Below are 24,260 nucleotides of genomic sequence, written 5' to 3'. Positions count from 1 at the left end.
GCTGTTCTTTGTCGTGTGGCCGAACGCCTTTGTCTTTGACCGACGTGTTTCTGCAGCCTCATCCTGAGGAGCGGACGACAGTCCGCGTCTCGAAGGATGCTCGCAAGCGTACTGGACCATCCATCGAGACGCCGCTACGCGGCTCCTCAGGATGAGGGCTTTAGGGGATCGTAACGGAATGAGCATCGACACCGCCTTCACGGAAGCGGCCGAGGCCGTCCGCGCCCATGGCGCGACGGGTCCGATCGACTGCGCCATCGTGCTGGGCACCGGGCTCGGCGGGCTCGCCGACCAGCTGGAGGATGCGATCCGCATTCCCTACGCGGCGATCCCCGGCTTTCCGGCGGGTGGCGTCTCGGGCCATGCGCGGCAGCTCTGCATCGGCCGGCTCGAGGGCAGGACGGTGCTGATCTATCAGGGCCGGGCGCATTACTACGAGGGCGGCGACCCGGCGGTGATGCGGGTGCCGCTCGGCATGCTCTGCGAGCTTGGGGCGCCGCCGCTGATCCTGACCAATGCCGCAGGCTCGCTGAAGCCGCAGATGCCGCCGGGCAGCCTCGCTGTCATCACCGACCACATCAATCTGAACGGGCCGAACCCGCTCGTCGGCGACGCCGGCGACGGGCGCTTTGTGCCGATGGTCGACGCCTATGACCCGGCGCTTCGGGCGGGCCTGGCGCGCGCCGCGGCGGCCGAGGGGCTGTCGCTGGGCGAGGGCGTCTATATGTGGTTCTCTGGCCCGAGCTTCGAGACGCCGGCCGAGATCCGGATGGCGCAGGTGATGGGCGCCGATCTGGTGGGCATGTCGACCGTGCCTGAGGTCATCCTGGCGCGGCGGCACGGCTTGCGCGTCGCGGGACTGTCGATCGTCACCAATATGGGCGCGGGCCTGCATGGCGGCGCGCCCCATCACGACGAGACCAAGGAAGTGGCCGGCCGGGCGGCGGCCGACCTCGCCCGCCTGCTGCGCGCCTTCCTGAGGAGCCTGTGATGCCGGCATCCACCCTCGCGACTGCGCGGCGGGCTTTGTCCCTGCTCGACCTGACCGATCTCTCCGACAATGCCGACGAGGCGGGGCTGGCCGCGCTGTGTGCGCGGGCCGTCGGTGCGCCGGGCCCGGTCGCGGCGATCTGCATCTGGCCGCGCTTCGTGGCGCAGGCGCGCACGATGCTGGGGAGAGCGCCTGTCAAAATCGCGACGGTCGTGAATTTCCCGCAGGGCGACGCGACGGGCGCCGAGGTGCTGGCGGAGACGCAGGGCGCGGTCGCGGCGGGAGCCGACGAGATCGACCTCGTCCTGCCCTGGCGCGCCTTCCTCGCCGGCGACGCAGCGGGCGCCGAGGCCATGGTCCGCGCCGTCAGGGAGGCCTGCGAGGGCCGGACGCTGAAGGTCATCCTCGAAACCGGGGAGTACCCCGATCTCGACCGGGTGCGCGCCGCCTCCGAACTCGCCATCGCGGCCGGAGCCGATTTCATCAAGACATCGACCGGCAAGACCACGCATTCGGCCAGCCTGCCGGCGGCCCGGACGATGCTGGAGGTCATCGCGGCGAGCGGCCGGCCGGTGGGCCTCAAGCCCTCGGGTGGGATCCGCACGCTCGCGGATGCCGCGGGCTATCTGGAACTGGCCGACGCCATCATGGGGCCGGACTGGGCGAGGGCCGAGACCTTCCGCTTCGGCGCGAGCGGGCTGCACCAGGTGCTGGTCGACGCGATCGCGGGCGGGGCGTCGGGCATGGCGAGCGGGTCATACTGAGATGAAGCTGACGCAGGAAATCATCGCGGCCAAGCGCGACGGCGCCGAGCTGCCCGAGGCCGACATCCGCCAGATCATCGCCGGCATCAGCGACGGCGGCGTCAGCGAGGGGCAGGCCGCCGCCTTCGCCATGGCGGTGTTCTTCCGCGATATGAGCGCCAGGGAGCGCGTCGCGCTGACGCTGGCCATGCGCGATTCCGGCACTGTGCTGAACTGGGACGATCTGCCCGGCCCCGCGCTCGACAAGCACTCGACCGGCGGCGTCGGCGACACGGTCAGCCTGCCGCTGGCAGCGGCGGTGGCCGCCTGTGGCGGCTATGTGCCAATGATCTCGGGACGGGGCCTCGGTCATACCGGCGGCACGCTCGACAAGCTCGATGCGGTGCCCGGCTATGTCACGCAGCCAGACAACGATCTCTTCCGCAAGGTGGTGCGAAGCGTGGGCTGCGCCATCATCGGCCAGACGGCCGATCTCGCCCCGGCCGACAAGCGGCTTTATGCCATCCGCGACGTCACCGCGACGGTCGAGGCGATCCCGCTCATCACCGCCTCGATCCTGTCGAAGAAGCTCGCGGCCGGGCTGCACGGGCTAGCGATGGACGTGAAATTCGGCTCCGGCGCCTTCCTGCCCGACCCCGCCAAGGCGCGCGCGCTGGCCGATGCGCTGGTGAGCGTCGCCAATGGCGCCGGGCTGCCGACGACGGCGCTTCTGACCGACATGGACGAACCGCTGGCGAGCGCGGCCGGTAATGCGCTCGAAGTCTCCTATGCGCTCGATCATCTGACCGGAAAGCGGCGCGAGCCGCGCTTCCACGCCGTCACGGTCGCGCTTGGCGCCGAGATGCTGATGCTCGGTGGGCTCGCCACCGACATCGACGACGCTAAGGCGAAGATCGAGGCGGCTTTCGCCAGCGGCGCGGCGGCTGAGCGGTTCGCGAAGATGATCGCGGCGCTGGGCGGGCCGGCCGACCTGCTGGAGAAGCCGGAGCGCCATCTCGCCCGGGCGCCGCTCGCGCGGCCCGCCTTCCCGGCGGCTCCCGGCATCGTCCAGGCGATCGACACGCGCGGCGTCGGGCTGGCGGTGGTCGCGCTCGGCGGCGGGCGGACGCGGCCGCAGGATGCCATCGACCATGCCGTCGGCATCGTCGATCTCGCAGGGCTCGGCGAGGCGGTCGGCCCCGACCGGCCACTCGGCATCGTTCATGCACGCGACGAGGCCGGCCATGCCATGGCCGAGAGGCGCTTGCGCGAGGCCTATCGCCTGGGAGAGGGTGCGCCGCAGCGCGGCGCGCTGATCGCCGAACGGATTACGGAGAGTACGAACGCATGAGCCTGCTGCTGGCAATGACGGGATGGCATGTCGAGGATTGGCGCGCGCGCTTTGCGGCGCTGCTGCCGGATATGCCGGTGGTGATCCTGGGGGAGCCCTTCGACCGGCGCTCGGTGCATTACGTCGCGAGCTGGAAACATCCCGAGGGCAGCCTGTCGGGCCTGCCGAACCTCGCGGCGGTGTTTTCGCTGGGCGCCGGCGTCGACCATCTCTTTGCCGATACGCGCCTGCCGGAGGTGCCGATCGCACGCGTGGTCGATCCCGACCTGACGACGCGGATGAGCGAATATGTCGTGCTGCACTGCCTGCGCTATCTGCGCCAGCAGCCGCGCTACGACCGTCAGCAGATCGACAAGAGTTGGGAGGACGACCGCAACCAGCCGGCCGCGCGCGCCGTGCGCGTCGGCATTATGGGGCTCGGCGAACTCGGACAGGACGCCGCCCGCAAGCTCAAGGTGATGGGTTTTGATGTCGCCGGCTGGAGCCGCTCGCCGAAGACGATCGACGGTCTCGCGACCTTCTCCGGCAGCGACGGCATGGTGGATTTCCTTGGCCGTACCGACATCCTCGTCAGCCTGCTGCCGCTGACGCCGGACACGCGCGGCCTGATCGACGCCAAGCTGCTCGCCGGGCTTGCCCAGGGCGGGCGCCTCGGCGGGCCGTTCCTGATCAATGCCGGCCGGGGCCGGCTGCAGGTCGAGGCCGACATTCTGGCTGCGCTGGAAGCCGGCACGCTGAAGGGCGCCACGCTCGACGTGTTCGAAACCGAGCCGCTGCCGGCGGAGTCGCGGCTCTGGGCCCATCCCGCCGTAACCGTGACGCCCCACAATGCGGCGATGTCGGAGCCCGAGGCGATCGCGACGCTGATCGCCGCGCAGATCCGAAGGCTCGAGGCCGGCGAGCCGCTGGAGCACGTCGTCGACCCCGCGCGCGGCTACTGAGCCGCGGGCGCCTTCTTGAGGAAGGTCTTGAACGCCTCGGCGTGATCGGGGTGCCAACGTGACAGCGGCGGGCGGTTCTCGATGAGGTCGCCCATGGCCCAGGCCATGCGCTTCTCGTCGAGCGCGCGCGGCGTGTCGTTGTCCGGGCAGAGGATGTAGAAGTCGCCCTCTTCCAGCCGCTCCAGCATGAAGGCGACGGTCTCGTCGGGCGTCCAGGCGCCGTCGGGCTTATCGGTGCGGCCCCGCGCCGTCAGCTCGGTGAAGACGAAGCCGGGGATCAGCAGATGGGCGCTGATCCGGCAGCCGGCGCGACCGCGCAGATCGTGCTGCAGGGCCTCGGTGAAGGCCTTCACCGCCGTCTTCGAGACGTTGTAGGCGGGGTCTCCGGGCGGGGTGGTGATGCCCTGCTTCGAGCCGGTGTTGATGACGAGGCCGGGCTGACCGCTCTCCAGCATGGCCGGCACGAAGACCTGGGTGCCATGGATGATGCCCCAGAGATTGACCGCGAGGATGCGCTGCCAGTCCTCGGCCGGCGAGAACAGGGCACTGCCGGGCTGGATGCCAGCATTGTTCATCAGCACATGCACGGCCCCGAAACGCCCCATCACCTCGTCGCGCAGCGTCTCTAGCGCGCCGCGGTCGGCAACGTCGAGCGGCCGGGCGAGCACGGGTATGTCTGCGCCCGCGAACTCCGCCAAGGCCAAAGCGAGGGTGGTTTCGTCGCGATCGGCCAGGACGACGGTCATGCCGCGCCGAACGAAGGCGCGGGCCGCCGCCAGACCGATGCCGGAGGCCCCGCCCGTGACGACTGCCACATGGCCGGGGCCAAGAACTTCCATCGCTGTCGTCGTCATGTCGAACCTTTCGGGGTGCGCGAACGGCAAGTGCCGCCGTCATGTCTGCGGCCGTCCTGTCACCCGATGCGGGCGCGATGATGGCGCGGAACCGGATCGCAGCGATCGCCCCAGGAGGCGCCGAAATCCACAGCCGCCCGAGGCCGCATGAGGCGATGGTTGCAGATTTTGGACCTTGCCTGCCGCATGGCGAGCGCTAGACATTCTCGGAAACGCATCGCGAGACCTGCCCCGTGACCCGCTTCTCTGGCCTGCCCCGTCACCGCTTCGCCGCCGTTCTCATCATGGCCGCCCTGCTCGGGGCCTGCCAGGCGACGCCGCAGCTGACGCTCGCCTCGTCACCCGCCTATTCGCCGGAATGGTGCGCGGCCGCGAAGTCGCTCGCCCCCAACTCCGGCTCGAACCTGTTCGCCACCGGGCGCTGCCATGAACTGGGCATCGCCGGCTTCCCCAAGGAAGAAAACCTCTACCTGTTCTACTACACGCAAGGCGCGCGCTGGGGCAGCCTGCAGGCTGCGGAGGCTCTGGCACGGCTCGGCCAGCCGGTGCCCGATGCCGATCTCCAGGCCGAGGCGCGCGACAGAGCCGACCAGCGCCGGGCCGATGCGGCCATGGCCGCCGCGATCCGCGGCAGCGTCAACCCGCCCGGCCCGCCGCGCCCCTCGCCGCTGCCGATGACGCCGACGGTGCGGATCCCCACCACCACGTTCCAGCCGACCCGCATCCAGCCGACGCCAATGCGGCCGGCGCCTTCCATGACGATCCCGACACAGTCGACCCAGCAGCAGGGCCGGACCACGACGCAATCCCGGCGCGAATGCACGAACGGCGTCTGCAAGACGGTGACGACCACCTGCATCAACGGCAGCTGCACCACGACCAGCCAGTAGCGCTTTCGCCTCAGGCGACGCGCTTGTCGGGGGAGTCGCAGAGATCGTTCAGCAGGCAGCGCCCGCATTCGGGCCGCAGCGCCTTGCAGGTGTAGCGGCCGTGCAGGATCAGCCAGTGATGCGCGTGGCGGCCGAAGGCCGCAGGCACTGCCTTCTCCAGCCCGAGCTCGACCTGCAGGACGTTCTTGCCCGGCGCGATGCGCAGCCGGTTGGCGACGCGGAAGACATGGGTGTCGACGGCGTGGGTGATCTCGCCGAAGGCGATGTTGAGCACGACATTGGCCGTCTTGCGGCCGACCCCGGGCAGGCTCTCCAGCGCCTCGCGCGTCGTTGGAACCTCGCCGCCGAACTGCGCGATCAGCTTTTCGCAAAGCGCGATGACGTTCTTCGCCTTGGTGCGGAACAGGCCGATCGTCCGCACATGGTCGCGCACGACATCCTCGCCCAGCGCCAGCATCTTCTGCGGCGTGTCGGCGATCGCAAACAGCTTGCGCGTGGCCTTGTTGACGCCGACATCGGTCGCCTGCGCCGAGAGCACCACCGCGACCAGCAGGGTGAAGGGATTGACGTAGTCGAGCTCGCCCTTCGGCTCGGGATTGGCGGCTTCGAAACGCGCGAAGATCTCGCGCACGCCAGCGGCGCTGCGCGCACGCGATTTCGTGATCCGCGCAGGCGCAGGGGCGCGGCGCTTTGGCCCAGGCTTGGCCCTGTTTTCTTGCGTCATCGGGGCGTTATAGTCGCGCCATGGACCTCGGCAAGCGCGTTTCAACAGGGCCGGACGACGACGCCCCGGCCGCCGCCGAGCGGCCGGTCTTCGACGCGACGATCAGGCCGCACCGCTCGCTCGACCGCAACGCCTTCCGCATCGTGATGACGCTGATGTGCCTCGCCGCGATCGCGTCCTCGATCCCCTTCATGGTGCTCGGCGCCTGGCCGGTGGCGGGCTTCATGGGGCTCGATGTCGTCGCGCTCTTCATCGCCTTCCAAGTGAATTTCCGGCATGCGCGGGCCTTCGAGCGCGTCGTCGTGACGCCGCTCGAAGTGCGTCTGCGGAAGGTCTCCCATCAGGGCCAGGAGGCGGTCTGGCGCTCCAACCCGGCCTGGACCAAGCTGGAACGCCAGACCGACGAGGATTACGGGCTGCTGGGACTCGACCTCGTCTCGCGCGGACGGCGCGTCGCCGTTGCAGCCGCTTTGTCGCCGGGCGAACGTGAGGGCTTTGCCGACGCGCTCGGACGCGCCCTGGCGACGGCGCGGCGCGGGCCGGATTACGAGCGCCTGCCCTGATCCGCTGTCAGATGCTGTTGGGCTGAGCCCGCTCGAACACGGCTTCCACTTGTAGTCCCGTTCCGCTCATCAGCAGATAGAGGCGCGAGCCTTGGTTGACCAGCCGCAGGCGGAAGAACTTCCCCGAGTGAGGGCTGGTTCCGCCCGGCCTCCAGCGCCCGCCGCCAGCAGCCGTGGCCAGGTCGTCCGCCGGCTCTGCCCGGACGCTGCCGGACCAACCGTTATTGGCCCTGACGTCGAATGACGCATCGCCTTTTGCAATCTCGATCTGGCATGTGCGGCATTCACCTGCATTCGATCGCACTTGCCGCCAAACACCGACGATACTGCCGTCCTGAGCTTGGCTCGGGGTCTCCAACAAGCATGCGGCGCCCAGCACTACGAGCAAGATTGCCGACCGCTTCATCTGCGTGAATCTCCGGCGATGTCGGGCCTAAACTGGCAACGTTCGAAGATGAAGCCAACCGTCTTTTGACGACCACGTTAACGGTCCATGACGATCAAGCCCGGATGGTGCGACCATGTTCCGGAACAGCGCAGCTTTCGGGTGGAGGCCGTGCCTGGCGCCGCCTAGTGTCACCGCATGATCGATGATGCGAAGGTGCCGGCGATGAACGCTCCTCTCCAGAAGCTCGACGCGATGAAGCCGACCCGCTTTTCCGACGCCGTGCTCGCGCGTGCGGCCGAGGCGATGCCGGCGGCGGCCGCGTTTCCGACGGTCGCACCCGGCTCCGACTACGACACGGTTCGGCGGATCCTCGCCTACATCACCGAGAACTGGCGCGCCCAGCCGACGATCGAGGCGATCGCGGAGGCCGCCGGTGCGACGCCGACCGATGTGCACCACCTGTTCCGGCGCTGGTGCGGGCTGACACCCAAGGCCTTCCTGCAGGCGATCACGCTCGACCATGCGAAGGGTTTGCTCGGCGCGTCGGCCAGCGTGCTCGACACGGCGCTCGAAGTCGGTCTGTCGGGGCCAGGGCGGCTGCATGATCTCTTCGTGACGCATGAGGCGATGTCGCCCGGCGAGTGGAAGGCCGGCGGCGGCGGGCTCGCCCTCGCCTACGGCTTCCATTCCTCCCCCTTTGGCGAGGCGCTGATCGTCGCGACGCCGCGCGGGCTGGCCGGGCTCGGTTGGGTCTCCGATGGGCTCGACGGCGGCAAGGTCGTCGGCGGGCGGGCGGAGGCGCTGGCGGACATGATGCGGCGCTGGCCCCATGCCGCATACCGCTTCGACCCGCAGGCGACGGCGCCCTATGCCGCACGCATCTTCGATCCCGCCGCCTGGTCGGCGGAGACGCCGCTGCGCATCGTGCTGATCGGCACGGATTTCGAGGTCCGGGTCTGGGAGACGCTGCTGCGGATCCCGGTGGGCCGGGCGACCACCTATGGCGCCGTCGCCAGCCGGATCGGGAAGCCATCCGCCTCGCGGGCGGTCGGCATGGCCGTCGGCAAGAACCCGATCTCCTTCGTCGTGCCGTGCCATCGCGTCATCGGGAAATCGGGCGCGCTGACCGGCTATCACTGGGGGCTGACGCGCAAGCGCGCGATCCTCGGCTGGGAGGCCGGGCAGATCGCCACCGGATGAGGTGGCGGCGCCGGTCGGACCAACGCACCCCCTGCGCCGTCAGCCGCGCGCGATCTCGGCGAAGCGCACCGGCAGCGCGAAGCCGTGACCCAGCGGGTCGTCGGCCTCGATGGTGAAGGTCCCCTCGCCCGCGAAATGGCCGGTGCCGCCGACCGCGACGGTGACCGCACCGGCCGACGGCCCCGCCAAGGGCGCGACCACGCGGCCGGTGAAGGTGCCGCCGGTGATGCTGCGGAAGCGGCGGGTCGCGCCGGTCTCGACGAAGCCCTTGGCATGGTCCAGCGCCATGCGCGCCGTGACGCCCGAGCCCGTCGGGGAGCGGTCGATCTGGCGCTCGGCAAAGATGCAGAGGTTGAAGCTTTCCTCGTCGGCTTGAGCCTCGTCGGTGATGATCGTGCCGTAAAGAAAGCCGAGATCGGGCTCGGTCGGATACGTCACCGGCAGGCTGGCGCGCAGATGGTCGGTGAGGGCGGCCGCCGCATCGGTCAGGGTTGCGACCGGCGTTTCGAACAGGTCGAGCCCGAAGCGCGAGGCTGGGAGGATGCAGTAGAAGGCGCCGCCATAGGCGATGTCGGTGACGACCTCGCCATAGCCCGGCAGCGTGACGACGAGATCGCGGGCGAAGACGAAGGCCGGCACGCTCTCGAAGACGACGCTCTCCACCCGGCCGTCGCGCACCGAGCATGCCAGCCGCAGCAAGCCGCAGGGGGCCTCGATGCTGAAGCGCGTCACCGGTTCGACCGCCGGCACCAGCCCATGCTCGATCGCGTAGCGGCCGAGCGCGATGGTCGCGTGGCCGCACATGGTCGAGTAGCCCTCGTTGTGGGTGAACAACACGCCGAAGGCGGCCTCCGGGTGGGCGGCCGCGACGGGGATGACACCATACATCCCGGCGTGGCCGCGCGGTTCCAGCATCATGGCGCGGCGCAGATGGTCGTGGTTCTCGCGCGCGTCGCGGCGCTTCTCCAGGATCGTCGCGCCCCTGAGCAGGGGGTAGCCCCCCGTGACGATGCGGACCGGCTCGCCGCAGGTGTGATAGTCGAGATAGCGGATCTGCATCGGACCTCCCGTCAGACGGCAATGCGGCGCGGCGGATCGCAGCCGGGGCGGGTGCAACTGTCAGCCGCCACTGCGCAGGCGAAGTCGAGCGCCGCCTGGAGATCGTCGCGGCCGGCCCCAGCGAAGCCGCGTCCCAGCAGCCCCCGTGCCGCCAGTACGGCGACGAAGCCGCCGATGAAGGTGTCGCCGGCCCCGATCGTGTCCGACACCGTAACGGGGGCGGCGGCCGCGGTGAGAGGTGCCCCCGGGCCGTGACAGACGGCGCCGTCGGCGCCTCTCGTGATGAGAACGAGCGACGTGCCCCAACCCCGCCAGCGCGTGACGACACCCTCGACCGGCTCGCCGGGATGGAGCCAGGCCAGATCCTCGAGGCTGGCCTTGACGATGTCGGCGAGGCCGATGCGGGCCTCGATCAGCGCGCGGGCGCGATCCCGCTCCGGCAGGACCGAGGCGCGGATGTTGATGTCGTAGCTGACGGTGGCGCCGGCGGCGCGGGCGCTCGCCGCCAGGATCGCGGCAGCCTCCCCGGACGGCCCGGTGGTGGCGCCGAAGGAGGCGGCGTGGAGATGGACCACGCCCGGCGGCATCACCCTCAGGGCGCAGGCCGCCTCCGCATGGGCCGTGCCCTCGAGATGAAGCGCGAATTCCGGCGTGCCGTCCGGCCCCAGCGGCGAGACGATCGCAACGGCGGTCGGGCGCGCGCTGTCCTGGACGAAGCGCCTGTCGATGCCCTCCGCCGCCAGCGCGGTGCGGAAGCGCCGGCCGAGCGCATCCGTCGAGAGCGCGCCCGCATAGGCCGGCCTCGCCCCGAAACGGGCTAGCGCCAGGGCCGCGTTGAAGGCCGAGCCACCGAGCACGGCCTCGTAATGGCGGCCCTCGGCGTCGCGCGGAATGAAATCGCCGATCGCCTCGCCGACGACGAGGATCTCGCCTGGGCTCACAGCAGCCCGCGCTTCGCCAGGCTGCGCATCAGATGCGAGGCGCCGAAGGTCCAGGGCTCGCAATGGTCGGTGCGCTGCATGCGGTTGACCAGCGCGCCGAGTTCCGGGGCGGCGATGGTGACGATGTCACCGTATTTGTGGGTGAAGCCGCCGCCGGGCGTATCGCGGTCCTTGATCGGCGCGAACATGGTGCCGAGATAGAGCGCGGCGCCGTCCGGATACTGGTGATGCGGGCCGATCATCTGGCTGGCGAGATCGGCGGGATCGCGGCTGATCCTGGCGATCGACGACGCGCCCTCCAGCGTGAAGCCATCCTGCCCCTCGACGGTCAGCGCCACCGTGGTGTTGCGGACGTGGTCGAGCGTGAAGCCGGCATCGAAGAGGCGGATGAAGGGCCCGACGGCGGCCGCGGCGTTATTGTCCTTCGCCTTGCCCAGCAGCAGCGCCGAGCGGCCCTCGACATCGCGCAGATTGACGTCGTTGCCGAGCGTGGCGCCGACGATGCGGCCGTCGGAGGCGACGACCAGCACGATCTCCGGCTCGGGATTGTTCCAGGTCGAGGACGGGTGCAGCCCCGCATCGAAGCCGGTGCCGACGGAGGACATCGGCGGCGCCTTGGTGAAGATCTCGGCGTCGGGCCCGATGCCGACCTCGAGATACTGGCTCCAGGCGCCCTGCCCGATCAGCACCTCCTTGAGGTGCATCGCCTCGGGCGAGCCGGGCTTCAGCTTCGAGAGATCGTCACCGATCAGCTTGCCGATCTCGCTGCGGATGGTGGCGGCGGCAGCGGGGTTGCCCCGCGCCTTCTCCTCGATGACGCGCTCCAGCATCGAGACCGCGAAGGTGACGCCGGCAGCCTTCACCGCCTGCAGGTCGAGCGGCGAGAGCAGCCAGGGCTTGCCTGCGTCGCGGTCGTCGATCGGGGTGTTGGCGAGAATATCGGCCAGGGTGCCGACCGGCTCGCCCTGCGCGGCGCGCAGCGCGGCTGCGGGGTCCTGCGTCTCGCAGAGATCACGGCTGGTCGGAAAGGTGCTGGTGATATCGACGAGACTGTCGCCGCGCAGGGTGACGATGGCGGGCCCCGCGACATCGGGTCGCCAGACGCGGCCAAGCAGGGCTGCCGCGGCAGCATCCTTCGGGAGGGTCTGGTCGGGCGTCAGAGACAGGCGCGGCATGGCAAGGGTCCATCAGTGGCGGGCTGGGCGGCGAGAACAGCGCCTTCGCGGCGAATGTGCAAGAACTTCTGCACAAGCCCGTGGCGGGACGACGCTTGCGCCTGTCATCAATTTGTCATTGAAACGTCGCCGGCCCTTCATGCTAGCTTGCGCACCAAGAACAACAGTGGCTTCGCCTATTGCGGAGCCGAGAGGGAGAGAATGATGACAGCGAAATCTCGCATTCTGATGTCTGTTGCCGCCGTCGTGCTGGCGGGCGCCACGCCGGCTGCGGCGCAGACCGAGCTGCAATGGTGGCATGCCATGACCGGCGCCAACAACGATGTCGTCGTCCGGCTCGCCGAGGAATTCAACGCCTCGCAGAAGGACTTCAAGGTCGTCCCGGCCTATAAGGGCTCCTATGCCGACACGCTGAACGCAGGCATCGCCGCCTTCCGCGCCGGCAATGCGCCGCATATCATGCAGGTCTTCGAGGTCGGCACCGCGACGATGATGTCCGCCAAGGGCGCCATCAAGCCGGTCCAGGTCATGATGAAGGAAGCCGGCGAAACATTCGATCCGCAGAGCTATCTGCCGGCGATCACGGGCTACTACTCGACCACCAAGGGCGAGATGCTGTCCTTCCCGTTCAACTCGTCCTCCACCGTCATGTGGTACAACAAGGACGCCTTCAAGAAGGCCGGCCTGAACGCCGACGCGCCGCCCAAGACCTGGCCCGAGGTGTTCGACGCCGCCAAGAAGCTCAAGGGCGCCGGCTACGACAAGTGCGGCTTCTCGAATGGCTGGGTGACCTGGGTCAATGTCGAGCAGCTCGGCGCCTGGCACAACGAGCCGGTCGGCACGAAGGCCAACGGCTTCGACGGCTTCGATACCGAGTTCGTCTTCAACAAGGGCGTCTTCCTGAAGCACCTGACCAATCTGGTCGAGATGCAGAAGGACAAGACCTATGATTACTCCGGCCGCACCAACACCGGCGAAGGCCGCTTCACCTCGGGCGAATGCCCGATCTTCCTGACCTCCTCGGCCTTCTTCGGCAATGTCCGCGCCAACGCCAAGTTCGAATGGGCGAATGCGCCGATGCCGTATTATCCCGACGTGGCCGGTGCGCCGCAGAACTCGATCATCGGCGGCGCCTCGCTGTGGGTGATGGGCGGCAAGAAGGCCGACGAGTACAAGGGCGTGGCCAAGTTCTTCACCTTCCTGTCGGATGTCGACCGGCAGGTGAAGCTGCACACCGAGTCGGGCTACCTGCCGATCACCAAGGCCGCGTACGACAAGGTCAAGGCGTCGGGCTTCTACAAGGACAAGCCCTTCCTCGAGACCCCGCTGCTCTCGCTCAACAACAAGGCCCCCACGGACAATTCGCGCGGCGTTCGCTTCGGCAGCCTCGTGCAGATCCGCGACATCTGGGCCGAGGAGATCGAGGCGGCCCTGAACGGCCAGAAGACCCCGAAGGCGGCGCTCGACGCGGCGACCGAACGCGGCAACCAGACGCTGCGCCAGTTCGAGCGGACGGCCGGCCGCTGATCGCCTGACCAAAAAGGACGACGCGTCGTCCCGGAGACGAGCATGTCATGGTCGGGCTTGACCCGACCATCTCGGAAACCAGAGACAACTGGTCATGAGATTCTCGGGTCGAGCCCCAGAATGACGTGCCTCGATCCTCCGGGACGAAGCCCATGGTTTGAGAGCCGGAATGCAGAAGAACGCCTATTTCACCGGCCTCACGGTCCCGCTGCTGCTGCTGCTGCCGCAGCTGGTGATCACGGTCCTGTTCTTCTACTGGCCGGCAAGCCAGGCGGTCTGGCAGAGCTTCCTGCTGCAGGATGCCTTCGGAATCTCGACGGATTTCGTCTGGTTCGAGAACTACATCACGCTGTTCTCCAACCCCGGCTACTACAAGGCCCTGATCAACACCGCGATCTTCTCGAGCTTCGTCTGCGTGTTGTCCTTATCGATCGCGCTTTTGTTTGCGGTCATGGCGGACCGGCAGCTGCGCGGCGGCGAGATCTACAAGACGCTGCTGATCTGGCCCTATGCGGTGGCGCCGGCCATCGCCGGCGTGCTCTGGCTGTTCATGTTCGATCCGTCGCTGGGAATGCTGGCGCGGGGGCTGCAGTCGCTCGGGATCGCCTGGAACCCGCGGCTTGACGGCAATCATGCGATGGCGCTGGTCATTCTGGCGGCGACCTGGAAGCAGATCAGCTATAATTTCCTGTTCTTTCTCGCCGGGCTGCAGTCGATCCCCAAGAGCGTGATCGAAGCCGCCGTGATCGACGGGGCCGGTCCGTGGCGGCGGTTCTGGACCATCGTCTTCCCGCTGCTCTCGCCGACGACCTTCTTCCTACTGGTCGTCAACATCGTCTATGTCTTCTTCGACACCTTCGGCATCATCGACACGGTCACCGGCGGCGGGCCTTCGGGCGCGACCGAAACGCTGGTCTACAAGGTCTATTCCGACGGCAAGGGCGGCTCGGATCTCGGCGGCTCCGCGGCGCAATCGGTCATCCTGCTGATCATGGTGATCGCGATGACGGCCGTGCAGTTCCGCTTCATCGAGCGCAAGGTGAGCTACTGATGGTCGAGGACCGCCGCCTGGGCGATGCGATCGCCTATATCGTCCTGTCGATCGGCGTGCTGATCGTCGCGTTTCCGGTCTGGCTGACCTTCGTCGCATCGAGCTGGGACAACGCCACCATCATTAACGGCCAACTGCCGCTCTATCCGGGCCCCTATCTGTTCGACAACTACTACCGGATCCTGTTCGTGGGCACCTCCGGCTCGACCCGCGAGCCTGTCGCCAGCATGATGCTGAACTCCTTCGTCATGGCGATGGCGATCGCGCTGGGAAAGATCGTGATCTCGGTGCTGTCGGCCTATGCGGTGGTCTATTACCGCTTCCGGTTCCGGATGGCGGCGTTCTGGATCATCTTCGTCACGCTGATGCTGCCCGTAGAAGTCCGCATCTTCCCGACCTTCAAGGTCGTGTCCGACCTCAACATGCTCGACACCTATCAGGGCCTCGCGATCCCGCTGATCGCCTCGGCCACCGGCACGCTTCTGTTTCGCCAGTTCTTCATGACGATCCCCGACGAACTGCTCGAGGCCTCGCGGATCGACGGCGCCGGGCCGTTCCGCTTCTTCAAGGACACGGTCATACCCCTCTCGATCACCACGATCGCGGCTTTGTTCGTGATCCAGTTCATCTATGGCTGGAACCAGTATCTCTGGCCGCTGCTGATCACCACCAAGGACTCGATGCAGACCATCGTCATCGGCATCCGCAAGATGATCGTCACCTCCGACGCGCTGACCGAATGGCCGCTCGCCATGGCAACCGCGATGCTGGCGATGCTGCCGCCGGTGCTGGTCGTCATCGTCATGCAAAGGCTCTTCGTGAAGGGCCTGGTCGAGACGGAGAAGTAGCACTCGTCATGCTTGGGCTCGACCCGAGCATCTCATCCCGAGAGATCCCCGGCTCTCCGCCTTCGGCTCCGGCCGAGGATGACGACTAGGAAACGACAGAATGGCCCAGGTCACGCTTACCAACGTCAAGAAGATCTATCCCGGCGGCGTCGAAGCCGTGAAGGGCGTCTCCTTCGACATTCCCGATGGCGGCTTCTGCGTGCTCGTCGGCCCGTCGGGCTGCGGCAAGTCCACGCTGCTGCGCATGGTGGCGGGGCTGGAGACGATCTCGGCCGGCGAGGTCTCGATCGGGCCGCGCGTCGTCAATCAGATCGGGCCCGCCGAGCGCGACATCGCCATGGTGTTCCAGAACTACGCGCTCTACCCGCATATGAGCGTCTACGAGAACATGTCCTATGGCCTGCGCAATCTCGGCACGCCCAAGGACGAGATCGACCGGCGCGTGAAGGAAGCGGCGCGCATCCTCGCCATCGAGCCGCTGCTCGACCGGCGCCCCAAGCAGCTCTCGGGCGGCCAGCGCCAGCGCGTCGCAATGGGCCGTGCGATCGTGCGCAAGCCGCAGGTCTTCCTGTTCGACGAGCCGCTCTCCAATCTCGACGCCAAGCTGCGTGTGCAGATGCGCGTCGAGATCAAGAAGCTGCAGCGGGCGCTCGGCGTCACCGCGATCTATGTCACGCATGACCAGGTCGAGGCGATGACGCTGTCGGACAAGCTCGTCGTGATGAATGCCGGCCAGGTCGAGCAGATCGGCCTGCCGGCCGAGGTCTACAAGAAGCCGGCGAGCAAGTTCGTCGCCACCTTCATCGGCTCGCCGCCGATGAACATCCTGCCCGGCACGATCGACGGCCCCGGCATCGTGGCATTGGGCGATGCGATCCTCGAGGCGCGCGACCTGCGCCAGGACCTCAGCCCGCAGACGCCGGTCGAGGTCGGCCTGCGGCCCGAGGATGTCGAGATCGCCTCGGAGGACGAGGCGGGCTCGCTGCCCTTCGACGTCGAGTTCATTGAGGAGCTCGGCGCGACGCAGCTGTTCCACGGCCAGCTCGCCGGCCTGCCCTTCGTGATGCAGGCGGCGACCGATGCCGTGGCTGCGGTCGCCGGCCGGATCTGGATCACGGTCGATCCCGACCGGGTGCATGTCTTCGACAGCAAGACGGGCGCGCGGCTGGGGCGATAGGACACGTCATTCTCGGGCGAGCGAAGCGCAGACCCGAGAATCTCTTGCAGGACAAGGCACCGGTTTACGAGATGCTCGGGTCAAGCCCGAGCATGACGCGTGGAACCGGCCCTCAACTCACCGGCGCGTATTTCACCGCGCAGCCATAGGCCCTGGTGCTCGCCTCGGACACCGGCTTGCCGGCCTTCAACTCAGCCACCGCCTGGCGGATGTAGCTCTTGGCGCCGGTGAGGCTGGCGGCGCTGGCGGCGGGCTTGTCGTCGATGGCGCCCATATAGGCGAGCGTGCCCTTCGGATCGACGATGTACATATGCGGCGTTGTGGTGGCGCCATAGGCGCGGGCCATCCTGCTGTTGGGGTCGAGCAGGACGGCGGCCGGCGCGGCATCTCTGCTCCTGGTCAGCTCGTTGGCTTTCGCGCCGTCGACATGGCCCTGCTCGCCGACCGGTGAGGAGATGACCGAGAGCCAGACGACGCCCTCCTTCGCCATGTCCTTCTGCAGGGTCTGCATGGTGGCGCTGGTGTAGTGCTTCCGGACATAGGGGCAGTCGTGATTGGTCCATTCGAGGATCACCGTCTTGCCGGCAAATTCGGACAGCTTGCGGGTCTTGCCGTCGGCATCGACCGCCTCGAAAGCCGGGGCCGGCGCGCCGATCTTGGCGGCGGATTGGGCCAGCGCCGGCCCGGCGGCGAAAGACAGGCCGGCGATGGTGAGGCCGGCGAGGAAGGTCTGGCGGGTCAGGTGAGCTTTCACGTCTGTCTCCTGTCTTTCGGGGCGGGGTGAACGGGTTTAGCGCGAGGCTGTCTTGAGAGGTTTGCCGGCAGCGCGCTGCGCGGCCGTGACGATCATGTCCGGCGTCAGCAATTGCGGGAGAACCTCGGGCTGCGCGCCCTTCTGGCCCGGATAGAACAGATAGAGCGGCACGCCGGCGCGGCCCTGCTCGGCCAGGGCGAAGGCGATCCGACTGTCGCGATTGGTCCAGTCCGCCTTGAGATAGACCACCTTGAGTTCCGAGAAGGCGTCCTTGACCTCCTGCCGCGAGAGCGCGACGCGCTCATTGGCGAGGCAGGTGATGCACCAGGCCGCGGTGAAGTTGACGAAGACGGGGCGTCCCTCGGCCTGGAGCGCCGCGACGCGCTCCGGCGACCAGGCCTGGACGTCGCCGGCCCGCGCCTGCGTGGTCACGGCGGGCACGGCGCTCTGGATCACAAACCAGCCGGCCGCGAACGCAATCAGGACGGCGAAGGCCGACGAGACGAGACGACCGAGCCGCGCATCGCGCGTGACGCCGACGAGCCAGACGATGAAGCCCGCCGCCAGCACCGCCACCAGCGCCGCAAGAACGCCACCCGGCCCGGCCTGGACCGAGGCGACCCAGATCAGCCAGATCGCGGTGGCGAACATCGGAAAGGCGAAGGCCTGCTTCAGGATCAGCATCCAGCGGCCGGGCTTCGGCAGAAGGCGCAGCAGGCCCGGCGCGAAGGACAGCGCCACGACCGGCAGCGCAAAGCCCAGCGCCAGCGACAGGAAGACGGAGAGGCCGAGCACCGGCGGCTGCGTCACTGCATAGCCGATGGCCGCGCCCATGAAGGGCGCCGTGCAGGGCGTCGCGACGACGACCGCCAGCGCCCCGGTCATGAAGGCGCCGAGCCGCCCGCCGCGCGTGGCGAGGCCGTGACCGACGCCGACAGCCGACGTCCCGACCTCGAAGGCGCCGAGCAGGTTGAGGCCGATCAGGGTCATCACCACCGCAAGCGCGATGACCAGAGGTGGCGATTGCAGCTGGAAGCCCCAGCCGACGCTCGTCCCCAACGCGCCCAGCGCGATGACCATGACGGCGAGCGCCATGAAGGTGACGACCACGCCCGCCAGAAAGAGCAGGCCCTGTTCGCGCACCTGCGCGCGGCTCGCCTGGGCGAGCTGGGCGAAACCCAGCGCCTTGATGAAGAGGACCGGCAGCACGCAGGGCATCAGGTTGAGGATCAGCCCGCCCGCGAAGGCGAAGAGCAGCGCCGCCCAGAGCGTCAGATCGGCCCCCTCGACCGGCAGCGGGATGCGCACCAGCGGGGGCGGCGCAACGGCCGTCGCGGCTGCGCCGACGAGGGCGGGGTCGACCGCGGCGGTCAGGGCGAGCGCGCGCGGCATCCCGCCCTCGGTATAGGTCAATACGCCAGCGAGTTCGGCGTCGGCGACCTTGAAGGCGCTGGAGCGGGTCAGTCGGAGCAGCATGCCGTCCGATGCGGACGCCACAGCCTGCTTCGCGGCATGGTCGATCAGCGTGTCCGAGAACGGGAAAAAGCGCAGATCGGTCGGCGCGCCCGACAGCCCCGGCAGCGTCAGCGCGAGGCCCTCGCCATCGGCGACGAGCCGCCCCTTGAACGCGGCGGGCGACGGCAGCGCGGCGCGCGTGGCGTCGATACGCGCCTGCGCCGCCTCGTCGACGATCGCGGCGGCTGAAACCGGCAGTTCGAGGGTAAAGGCGGCTTCCTCGGGAATGCAGATCTTCTCGCAAACCAGCCAGGTCGCGGCCGCCTGCAGCGTCAGACGCTCGCCGACCTTCGCATCCTGGGGAACCGTGATCTCGACCGGCAGGACGACCGTACCCTCGAAGCCGAAATTCACCAGCGGCTCGACGGGAATGGCCTTGGGCGCGGGCCACTGGATTCCACCGGCCGTCGCGCCTTGAGACAACGTCCAGGCGATGCGGGTCGGCTCGCCGGAATCGCCGGGATTGGCCCAGTAGGTGTGCCAGCCCGGCGCGATCTTCTGCACCAGCGCGACCTGGAAGCGCTCGCCTGGGACCACCGCATCACGGCTGGAGAGCAGCGTCGCGGCCACACGGGGCGTCGAGACCGCCGCCGTCTCCGCAGCGATGGCAAAGCCCGGCGCGAGCAGCGCCAGAGCGAGCGCCGCCTGCCAGACCCGTCTGGTGAGAGTGGAACCCATGATCGTCGTCGTCATCCTCGCCAACAGGCCAAATCCAGTGCCTCATCGTAGCACGGGACGCCAATGACAAGGCAGTGAGGCACGCGCAGGGCTTAAATGCCGATCGCGGCCATCGTCACAACGCGCGCATCGTCGGCGCCTTACTGCGGCGTCAGCGGCAGCGGCCCGGCTCCGGGGGCGGGCGCCGCCGGACGCGGTGGCCTTGGCCTGACCGGCGCCTTGGCCGGTTCGTTCGACAAGCCGAGCCTGGCGCGGATCGAGGCGGCGCGGGCCTCGGTCAGGCGCGCCCCGCAGAAACCAAGCTGGCCCTCGCGCTGAAAGGAGCGGCAGACCAGTTCGCGCTCGGCGGAGAAACTCGCCTGCTCGCGCGCGATCGCCCGCTGCTCGACGGCATCGGCCTTGGCCGTCAGCACCCGGTAACCCTCGCGCACCGCGCGCTCGGCAACGCCACGGGCGCTCTCGATCTCCTTGGCGCGGGCGGGCAATGTGCGGGCATCGGGGCCCCAGAGTCCGCGGGGATCGATGCGGCAGGCGGCGGCCTCGACGACACAGGGCTGCGCGGGCTCGACGACCAGAAAGGCGCCATCGAGCACGTCGAAGACGATCGGACAGATCGGCGCCTCGAGCCGGTAGCGCGGCACGCCGGCTGGTCTCCCGAGCGACGTGACGGGCAAGGGCGCTTCCCCGAACGACACGGCGCAGGGCTCGACCAGATTGCTCGACTGGAACCCGTCGGCGGTGAGCTTCAACCCGAACCCCGTCGCCGTCTTCTCGAAGACGGCCTCGCCCAGGCCGCCATTGTGCCGCAGCACGCGCCCGATGATGGCCTCCTCGCCCGCGACCCTGATCGCCGGCATGGTCGGGGCGCGCGGTGCGGCCGGCGCGGCTGTGCCGGGCGGGGCCGCCTGCTGCGTGCCGGGCGCATTGAAGGGCTGCGCTCCCGGCAACTGCATCGGCTGCGCCTGCACGGCTTGCGAGGCACCGACGAAAGCCAGGAGCGCGAGACGGAAGGCGAGATGGGTCGGTCGGATCACGAAAAGCCCATTTTCGAACGGGAACAGCTGCTTTTGCATGAAATGGAGACGGCCTGGACGCAAGGGCACATCCGCAACACTCGCCAGCATTGCGCGCCCGTCAACCGTGACGCCAAAAACCGGCATCGCCGTGGATTCTTAATCGGCTCGCCTGTCTTGCAAGGGCGGGAACACCCTCCCTATATACGCCGCCAAGGGGCGGTTTCACGACCGCCAAACGTGGAATGCCGGTTTCGTTCGCCGCAACAGGTGGGGGCGAGCCGGTCCATGGGCCGGAAGGTGGCGGTTTTCGCCGCAAGCCGGCGATCTGCTCAATTTAAAAGGGATCCCCTCCATGGGTAAAGTCATTGGTATCGACCTCGGCACGACCAACTCCTGCGTCGCGGTCATGGAAGGCTCTACGCCTAAGGTTATCGAGAACTCGGAAGGCGCCCGCACCACGCCGTCGATCGTCGCGATCACGGATGATGGCGAGCGTCTCGTCGGGCAGCCGGCCAAGCGCCAGGCCGTCACCAATCCCGAGCGCACCTTCTTCGCGATCAAGCGCCTGATCGGCCGGACCTTCGACGATCCGATGACGCAGAAGGACATGCATCTCGTCCCCTACAAGATCAAAAAGGCCGCCGCCGGCGACGCCTGGGTCGAGGCGGACGGCACCGACTATTCGCCGTCCCAGATCTCGGCCTTCACGCTGACCAAGATGAAGGAGACCGCGGAGGCCTATCTCGGCTCGTCCGTGACCCAGGCCGTCATCACGGTTCCCGCCTATTTCAACGACGCCCAGCGCCAGGCGACGAAGGATGCCGGCCGCATCGCCGGCCTCGAAGTCCTGCGCATCATCAACGAGCCGACGGCGGCCGCGCTCGCCTATGGCCTCGACAAGAAGCAGGCCGGCACGATCGCGGTCTATGACCTCGGCGGCGGCACCTTCGACGTCTCGATCCTCGAGATCGGCGACGGCGTCTTCGAAGTGAAGTCGACCAATGGCGACACCTTCCTCGGCGGCGAGGACTTCGACATGCGCCTCGTCGAGTATCTCGCGGACGAGTTCAAGCGCGAGCAGGGCATCGACCTGAAGAAGGACAAACTCGCCCTCCAGCGCCTGAAGGAAGCCGCCGAGAAGGCCAAGATCGAGCTTTCGACCACGGCCCAGACCGAGATCAACCTGCCCTACATCACGGCCGACGCCTCAGGCCCCAAGCACCTCGCCATCAAGCTCTCGCGCGCCAAGTTCGAGAGCTTGGTCGACGACCTCGTCCAGCGCACCATCGAGCCCTGCAAGAAGGCGCTCAAGGATGCCGGTCTTTCGGCCGGACAGATCGACGAGGTCGTTCTCGTCGGCGGCATGACCCGCATGCCGAAGGTCCAGGATGTCGTGAAGCAGTTCTTCGGCAAGGAGCCGCACAAGGGCGTCAACCCGGATGAAGTCGTCGCCATCGGCGCCGCGATCCAGGCCGGCGTGCTGCAGGGCGACGTCAAGGACGTGCTGCTGCTCGACGTGACCCCGCTGTCGCTGGGCATCGAGACGCTGGGCGGCGTGTTCACGCGCCTGATCGACCGCAACACCACGATCCCGCCCAAGAAGAGCCAGGTCTTCTCCACCGCCGAGGACAACCAGGGCGCGGTGACCATCCGCGTCTTCCAGGGCGAGCGCGAGATGGCCGCCGACAACAAGATGCTCGGCCAGTTCGACCTGATGGGCATTCCGCCCTCCCCGCGCGGCATGCCGCAGATCGAGGTGACCTTCGACATCGACGCCAACGGCATCGTCTCGGTGACCGCCAAGGACAAGGCCACCAACAAGGAGCAGCAGATCCGGATCCAGGCATCCGGCGGGCTCTCCGAGGCCGACATCCAGAAGATGGTCAAGGACGCGGAAGCCAACGCGACCGAGGACAAGAAGCGGCGCGAGCTGGTCGAGGCCAAGAACCAGGGAGAAAGCCTCGTCCACTCGACCGAGAAGTCGCTGAAGGATTATGGCGACAAGGTTTCGGCCGCCGACAAGACGGCGATCGAAACCGCGCTCGACGCCCTCAAGGCCGCGCTGACCGAGGACAATGCCGAGACGATCGCCTCGCGCACCACCGACGTGATGCAGGCTTCGATGAAGCTCGGCGAGGCGATGTATGCCGCTAGCCAGGCCGAAGGCGCAGCCGACCCGGATGCCCCCGCCACTGAGGCCAAGAAGGAAGACGACGTCATCGACGCCGACTTCAAGGACGTCAGCGACGACAAGGGCGACAAGAAGAAGAGCGCCTGAGCGTGCTACAGATCGCCCCGGACCAGTCCGGGGCGATCGCTTTTCGGCGAAGGGGCAGACGCAATGCTGAACATTCCGAATGGCGAGTTCACGCTCGATGCATTTCGTAATTTATTGCGAGAGCATGACGACTCTGTGCATCGCCAAATTCAGGTTGATCGAGCAGGGAATGTATTTTTTGCAAGCCGCGTCGGACCACCCTACGATTCAAGTATAAAATTTATGCTTGAAATCTGGATCGAGGGAAACGACTACTCAGGACCGGAAGCCGCAGAAGACGACAAGTATGTCGAGGGAGAGTATAATTCGATAATCGACGCATGGCAGAACGGCCGCGTCGGCATCATTGATTTCTGACGATACCCCTGACACTATTGAATTTGTAAACATGTCCAAGCGCGACTATTACGAAATCCTCGGCGTCTCCAAGACGGCCAGCGAGGCGGAGCTGAAAAGCGCCTTCCGCAAGCTCGCCATGGGCTGCCACCCCGACCGGCACCCCGGCGACACGGCGGCCGAGGCCAAGTTCAAGGAATTGAACGAGGCCTATCAGGTGCTGTCCGACGGGCAGAAGCGCGGCGCCTATGACCGCTACGGCCACCAGGCTTTCGAGCAGGGCGGCGGCCAGCAGGGGCCGGAATTCTCCGACTTCATGTCGGACATCTTCGATTCCTTCTTCGGCGATGCCCGTCGCGGCGGGCCGCGCAGCGCCAACGGCCGCGAGCGCGGCGCCGATCTGCGCTACAATCTCGAAATCGGGCTGGAGGATGCGTTCGCGGGCAAGAACGCCTCGATCCGCGTGCCGACCTCGATTGCCTGCGAGGTCTGCTCGGGCACCGGCGCCAAGCCGGGCTCCAAGTCGCGGCAATGCCCGACCTGCGGCGGCCACGGCAAGGTGCGCGCCAATCAGGGCTTCTTCTCGGTCGAGCGGACCTGCCCGACCTGCGCTGGGCGCGGCGAGATCATCGACGACCCCTGCAAGAACTGCCAGGGCGCCGGCCGGGTCACGCGCGATCGCACGCTCTCGGTCAACATCCCGGCCGGTGTCGAGGATGGCACCCGCATCCGGCTTGCCGGCGAGGGCGAGGCGGGCCTGCGTGGCGGACCGGCGGGCGACCTCTACATCTTCCTGTCGATCCAGCCGCACGCGATCTTCCAGCGCGACGGGGCCGATCTGTTCTGCCGCGTGCCGATCGGGCTCGTGCAGGCCGCGCTCGGCGGCGAGATCGAGGTGCCGACGCTGACCGGCGAGCAGGCGCGGGTGAAGATCCCCGAGGGCACGCAGACCGGCAAGCAGTTCCGCCTCAAGGGCAAGGGCATGAGCGTGCTGCGCTCACGCGAGGTCGGCGATCTCTACATCCAGGTCGTGGTCGAGACACCGCAGAAGCTGACCGCGCGCCAGCGCGAACTGCTGCAGGAGTTCGAGCGCGAGAGCTCGGGCGCCACCCATCCGGAAGCCGCCGGCTTCTTCGGCCGCGTCAAGGACTTCCTCGGCGGCATCGGCGGCACGGCCTGATTCCTGTCGTGATTGCGAGCGCAGCGAAGCAATCCAGAGCGGCCGGCTCCACTGGATTGCTTCGCTGCGCTCGCAATGAC

23 protein-coding genes are annotated in these 24,260 nt (G+C 67.9%); 14 read left to right on the top strand and 9 right to left on the bottom strand.

The features are described from left to right. The first annotated feature begins 178 nt into the window (after window positions 1–178). Genes Q8S38_RS03925 through Q8S38_RS03910 form a run of 4 tightly spaced genes read left to right on the top strand, consistent with a single transcriptional unit; the run spans window position 179 to window position 4,026 of the window. Window positions 179–991, top strand: a complete 813-nt coding sequence (locus tag Q8S38_RS03925; RefSeq protein ID WP_305679117.1) for a purine-nucleoside phosphorylase — start codon at window positions 179–181, stop codon at window positions 989–991. Further along, window positions 991–1,755, top strand: a complete 765-nt coding sequence (gene deoC, locus Q8S38_RS03920) for a deoxyribose-phosphate aldolase (RefSeq protein ID WP_305679116.1) — start codon at window positions 991–993, stop codon at window positions 1,753–1,755. The genes Q8S38_RS03925 and deoC overlap by 1 nt, the downstream gene beginning before the upstream one ends. Before the next feature lies 1 nt (window position 1,756). Further along, window positions 1,757–3,085, top strand: a complete 1,329-nt coding sequence (gene deoA, locus Q8S38_RS03915) for a thymidine phosphorylase (protein WP_305679115.1) — start codon at window positions 1,757–1,759, stop codon at window positions 3,083–3,085. Next, window positions 3,082–4,026 (top strand): 2-hydroxyacid dehydrogenase, encoded by a 945-nt coding sequence (locus tag Q8S38_RS03910; RefSeq protein WP_305679114.1) that lies wholly within the window; start codon window positions 3,082–3,084, stop codon window positions 4,024–4,026. Before deoA ends, Q8S38_RS03910 begins: the two co-directional genes overlap by 4 nt. On the opposite strand, the gene Q8S38_RS03905 is transcribed toward Q8S38_RS03910, so the two are convergent. After that, a complete protein-coding gene (locus Q8S38_RS03905) occupies window positions 4,020–4,880 on the bottom strand; it encodes an SDR family NAD(P)-dependent oxidoreductase (protein WP_305679113.1) in 861 nt (286 codons plus the stop codon). The two genes, Q8S38_RS03910 and Q8S38_RS03905, sit on opposite strands and share 7 nt — an antisense overlap. A gap of 233 nt (window positions 4,881–5,113) precedes the next feature. On the opposite strand from Q8S38_RS03905, the gene Q8S38_RS03900 reads away from it, so the two are divergent. Beyond that, window positions 5,114–5,770, top strand: coding sequence for a hypothetical protein (locus tag Q8S38_RS03900; RefSeq protein WP_305679112.1), 657 nt, complete (start codon window positions 5,114–5,116; stop codon window positions 5,768–5,770). Window positions 5,771–5,780: 10 nt separating this feature from the next. Here the strand turns inward: Q8S38_RS03900 and nth are convergent, their stop codons facing one another. Next, complete coding sequence (nth, locus tag Q8S38_RS03895) at window positions 5,781–6,494, bottom strand: endonuclease III (RefSeq protein WP_305679111.1); 714 nt, start codon at window positions 6,492–6,494, stop codon at window positions 5,781–5,783. Between the two features lie 20 nt (window positions 6,495–6,514). Here nth and Q8S38_RS03890 point away from each other — a divergent pair, with 20 nt between their 5' ends. Further along, window positions 6,515–7,057 (top strand): DUF2244 domain-containing protein, encoded by a 543-nt coding sequence (locus Q8S38_RS03890; protein WP_305679110.1) that lies wholly within the window; start codon window positions 6,515–6,517, stop codon window positions 7,055–7,057. 7 nt (window positions 7,058–7,064) lie between these two features. On the opposite strand, the gene Q8S38_RS03885 is transcribed toward Q8S38_RS03890, so the two are convergent. Further along, window positions 7,065–7,463, bottom strand: coding sequence for a hypothetical protein (locus Q8S38_RS03885; protein WP_305679109.1), 399 nt, complete (start codon window positions 7,461–7,463; stop codon window positions 7,065–7,067). Between the two features lie 285 nt (window positions 7,464–7,748). On the opposite strand from Q8S38_RS03885, the gene Q8S38_RS03880 reads away from it, so the two are divergent. Then, a complete protein-coding gene (locus Q8S38_RS03880; RefSeq protein ID WP_305679368.1) occupies window positions 7,749–8,645 on the top strand; it encodes a methylated-DNA--[protein]-cysteine S-methyltransferase in 897 nt (298 codons plus the stop codon). Between the two features lie 39 nt (window positions 8,646–8,684). Here the strand turns inward: Q8S38_RS03880 and Q8S38_RS03875 are convergent, their stop codons facing one another. From Q8S38_RS03875 to Q8S38_RS03865, 3 genes are read right to left on the bottom strand one after another with little or no spacing between them, the layout of a single operon-like run. Further along, window positions 8,685–9,704 carry a proline racemase family protein gene (locus Q8S38_RS03875; protein WP_305679108.1) on the bottom strand — a complete coding sequence of 340 codons (1,020 nt, stop codon included), beginning with the start codon at window positions 9,702–9,704 and terminating at the stop codon, window positions 8,685–8,687. Window positions 9,705–9,715: 11 nt separating this feature from the next. Then, window positions 9,716–10,645: a PfkB family carbohydrate kinase gene (locus Q8S38_RS03870; protein ID WP_305679107.1), complete on the bottom strand. Its 930-nt coding sequence runs from the start codon at window positions 10,643–10,645 to the stop codon at window positions 9,716–9,718. Next, window positions 10,642–11,820 (bottom strand): fumarylacetoacetate hydrolase family protein, encoded by a 1,179-nt coding sequence (locus tag Q8S38_RS03865; RefSeq protein WP_305679106.1) that lies wholly within the window; start codon window positions 11,818–11,820, stop codon window positions 10,642–10,644. The genes Q8S38_RS03870 and Q8S38_RS03865 overlap by 4 nt, the downstream gene beginning before the upstream one ends. A gap of 204 nt (window positions 11,821–12,024) precedes the next feature. On the opposite strand from Q8S38_RS03865, the gene ugpB reads away from it, so the two are divergent. The 4 genes from ugpB to Q8S38_RS03845 all read left to right on the top strand — a co-directional run bounded on the left by ugpB (window position 12,025) and on the right by Q8S38_RS03845 (window position 16,423). After that, window positions 12,025–13,347 (top strand): sn-glycerol-3-phosphate ABC transporter substrate-binding protein UgpB, encoded by a 1,323-nt coding sequence (ugpB, locus tag Q8S38_RS03860; RefSeq protein WP_305679105.1) that lies wholly within the window; start codon window positions 12,025–12,027, stop codon window positions 13,345–13,347. A 169-nt stretch (window positions 13,348–13,516) separates the two neighbouring features. After that, complete coding sequence (ugpA, locus tag Q8S38_RS03855) at window positions 13,517–14,398, top strand: sn-glycerol-3-phosphate ABC transporter permease UgpA (RefSeq protein ID WP_305679104.1); 882 nt, start codon at window positions 13,517–13,519, stop codon at window positions 14,396–14,398. Continuing rightward, on the top strand, window positions 14,398–15,246 hold the full coding sequence (ugpE, locus tag Q8S38_RS03850; protein WP_305679103.1) for a sn-glycerol-3-phosphate ABC transporter permease UgpE: 849 nt from the start codon (window positions 14,398–14,400) through the stop codon (window positions 15,244–15,246). The genes ugpA and ugpE overlap by 1 nt, the downstream gene beginning before the upstream one ends. Before the next feature lie 100 nt (window positions 15,247–15,346). Continuing rightward, window positions 15,347–16,423, top strand: a complete 1,077-nt coding sequence (locus Q8S38_RS03845; protein WP_305679102.1) for a sn-glycerol-3-phosphate import ATP-binding protein UgpC — start codon at window positions 15,347–15,349, stop codon at window positions 16,421–16,423. A gap of 112 nt (window positions 16,424–16,535) precedes the next feature. Here Q8S38_RS03845 and Q8S38_RS03840 read toward each other — a convergent pair whose 3' ends face one another. The 3 genes from Q8S38_RS03840 to Q8S38_RS03830 form a co-directional block, all read right to left on the bottom strand. Then, window positions 16,536–17,177, bottom strand: coding sequence for a redoxin domain-containing protein (locus Q8S38_RS03840; protein WP_305679101.1), 642 nt, complete (start codon window positions 17,175–17,177; stop codon window positions 16,536–16,538). Window positions 17,178–17,213: 36 nt separating this feature from the next. Next, a complete protein-coding gene (locus Q8S38_RS03835) occupies window positions 17,214–19,370 on the bottom strand; it encodes a protein-disulfide reductase DsbD family protein (protein WP_305679100.1) in 2,157 nt (718 codons plus the stop codon). Window positions 19,371–19,510: 140 nt separating this feature from the next. Further along, window positions 19,511–20,404 (bottom strand): hypothetical protein, encoded by an 894-nt coding sequence (locus Q8S38_RS03830; RefSeq protein WP_305679099.1) that lies wholly within the window; start codon window positions 20,402–20,404, stop codon window positions 19,511–19,513. Between the two features lie 334 nt (window positions 20,405–20,738). Here Q8S38_RS03830 and dnaK point away from each other — a divergent pair, with 334 nt between their 5' ends. The 3 genes from dnaK to dnaJ all read left to right on the top strand — a co-directional run bounded on the left by dnaK (window position 20,739) and on the right by dnaJ (window position 24,180). Beyond that, the gene (gene dnaK / locus Q8S38_RS03825) at window positions 20,739–22,664 is read left to right on the top strand and encodes a molecular chaperone DnaK (RefSeq protein ID WP_305679098.1); all 1,926 of its coding nucleotides are present in this window, start codon (window positions 20,739–20,741) and stop codon (window positions 22,662–22,664) included. A 63-nt stretch (window positions 22,665–22,727) separates the two neighbouring features. Then, window positions 22,728–23,021 carry a hypothetical protein gene (locus tag Q8S38_RS03820; protein ID WP_305679097.1) on the top strand — a complete coding sequence of 98 codons (294 nt, stop codon included), beginning with the start codon at window positions 22,728–22,730 and terminating at the stop codon, window positions 23,019–23,021. A 31-nt stretch (window positions 23,022–23,052) separates the two neighbouring features. After that, window positions 23,053–24,180, top strand: a complete 1,128-nt coding sequence (gene dnaJ / locus Q8S38_RS03815) for a molecular chaperone DnaJ (RefSeq protein WP_305679096.1) — start codon at window positions 23,053–23,055, stop codon at window positions 24,178–24,180. Window positions 24,181–24,260: the final 80 nt, after the last annotated feature.

The organism is Allobosea sp. (assembly GCF_030695125.1).
Lineage (GTDB): Bacteria > Pseudomonadota > Alphaproteobacteria > Rhizobiales > Beijerinckiaceae > Allobosea.
Note: the sequence above shows the minus strand (reverse complement) of the source record. Positions and strands in the feature narration are given on the sequence as shown.